Annotated in this window: 1 pseudogene; it reads right to left on the bottom strand. The window is 37.9% G+C overall.

Going from position 1 to position 652, the window contains the following annotated elements:
* Window positions 1–652, bottom strand: a pseudogene (locus MICAI_RS16635) (tail length tape measure protein); the annotation flags it as partial.

Raw genomic sequence — 652 nt, 5'->3', positions numbered from 1 at the left:
ATCGGACAACCCTTAGCTGAACAGAGCAAACCAAACACTATCTGAGTTTTCCCCTTCTTTTTATCTCGATTATACCCATATTTTCCCAGTTCACAACCATTTCCTTCTAGGTAGGTAGAAGTGACATCATACAAGACTAATGTTCCTGATTCTAAGTGTTTAATTGCTAGGTGCTTCTCAATTTTCTCTTGTTTTTCTAATAACCAATCTAAGGCGTTATATAATTCGTCTTCATCGCCTTTCTCTAAGTCTAACAATTGTCCTAAACTCTGACTACAAGTCTCACTATTAAACCCTCTCGCTGTGGCTAGTTTCGATTTAGGATTGATGATTCTTGCCACAATCATCGCCACCACTAAGTTTCTGATTCGTGAGGATTTTTCACTGATTATTTTATCTAAACCCAATTTTTTAATCGTCTCTAAAATAGCCATTACATGACCATGAGGAAGACTTCTAATCACTTCAAAATGATTGGGAATGCCTTCATTCATGGACAGTGTTGCTCCTTTAAGAGCCAGTTTCAGATTTTCGATAATATCATCGGGTAATTTTGAGAGATTGGCAAGGGTTCTTTTTTTGACTTGATCTCCTTCTCGGTAGGATTCTCGAAGAAGAACAGCGGGGGGAGAATTACGGTTAGGAACTTTTT

The organism is Microcystis sp. T1-4 (genome assembly GCF_000297435.1).
Lineage (GTDB): Bacteria > Cyanobacteriota > Cyanobacteriia > Cyanobacteriales > Microcystaceae > Microcystis.
The sequence above is the reverse complement of the archived record's forward strand: the minus strand, read 5'-3'. Positions and strand labels throughout refer to the sequence as shown.